The following is a 1,401-nucleotide window of genomic DNA, read 5'->3' on the forward strand; positions in this document are numbered from 1 at the left end:
GCAGGGCGCCGCGCCGGATCGCGAGCTGCGGTTCGCCGGTCGCGACGGCCAGGCCGAGCGCCTGCTCCGAGCTCTCCTCGTCGTCGAGGTCGAGGAGCACGAACCGGTCCGGGTACTCGGTCTGGGCGCTGCGGACCAGCCCCCACACCGCCGCTCCCGCCAGGTCGGGACAGCCCTCGTCCTGGGCGGCGGCGACCGCGCCCCTGGTGACGACCACCAGCCGGGAGCCGGTCAGCCGGTCGTCGGTGACCAGCTCCTGGACCAGGACCAGCGCCCGCTCGACCGCGGTGCGGGCGGCGACGCCGCTCTCGCCGTCCGCCTCGGTGCAGGAGACGATGAACACGTCGGGGACGGGGTCGCCGTCGCGCAGCGCCGCGTCCAGCGAGTGCAGGGACGGGTAGGTGCCCATCTGGCGGTGGGCGGCCTTGAGCGCGCCCGTGAGGCCGAGGTGGTCGGTGCCCAGATGCGCCCAGTGGCCGTCGGCGGCGGGTGATTCCGCGGCGGGCGTGAGTGGCACCCGCTTCCAGTCGAGCCGCAGCAGCCGGCTGCTCTGCCCGGCGGCGGTGAGCTGCCGGGTGTCGACCTGGCGCAGCGCGAGGGAGTCGATGGACGCGACGGCCGCGCCGGTCTCGTCGGTTGCGGACAGGGACACCGTGTCCCGCCCGGTGAAGGAGAGCTTGACCCGCAGGGATCGTGCGGCGGGTGTGTGGACCCGCACTCCGCGCAGGACGAACGGCAGGAACACGCCGTCCTCCCGGTCGAGGACCGGGGCGAGCGCCGTCTGCAGGGCGGAGTCGAACAGCGCCGGATGCAGCAGGTAGGACGGGCCGGTGGCGGGCTGTCCGGCCGCGAGCTCCACCTCGGCGTAGACGTCGTCGCCGCTCCGCCAGGCCGCGCGCAGACCCTGGAAGACCGGGCCGTAGGCGTAACCGAGGGACAGCAGATGCTCGTAGGTTCCCTCGACGGGAAGTGCGACGGCGCCGGGCGGCGGCCAGGCGGTGGGGACGGCCGGGGCGGGTTCTTCAGGCTCGGTCAGGGTGCCCTGGGCGTGCAGGGTCCAGACGCCGTCGTGGCAGGAGCGGATACTGACCGGGCGGCGGCCGGTGTCGTCGGCGTCGTCCACCTTGACCTGCAGGTCGACACCGCCTTCGGGCTGCAGCACCAGCGGCGCCTGGAGGGTGAGTTCTTCGACGGCGGGGCAGCCGGTCTCCTCGCCCGCGCGGACGGCGAGTTCGACGAAGGCGGTTCCCGGCAGCAGGACCGCGTCCAGGACGGCGTGGTCGGCGAGCCACGGCTGGTCGGCGAGGGACACCCTGCCGGTGAACAGCAGCCCGCCGGTGTCCGGGAGCGTCACGGCCGCGCCGAGCAGCGGATGATCGAGCGCGGCCAGGCCGAGCAGGG

Annotated in this window: 1 protein-coding gene; it reads right to left on the reverse strand. The window is 74.7% G+C overall.

Annotated features, from left to right (window positions below; translation table 11 throughout):
• On the reverse strand, nt 1-1,401 hold a 1,401-nt coding region (locus tag ACYVE7_RS34040), incomplete at both ends, for a polyketide synthase dehydratase domain-containing protein (RefSeq protein WP_460370699.1).

The organism is Actinocorallia lasiicapitis (assembly GCF_054778695.1).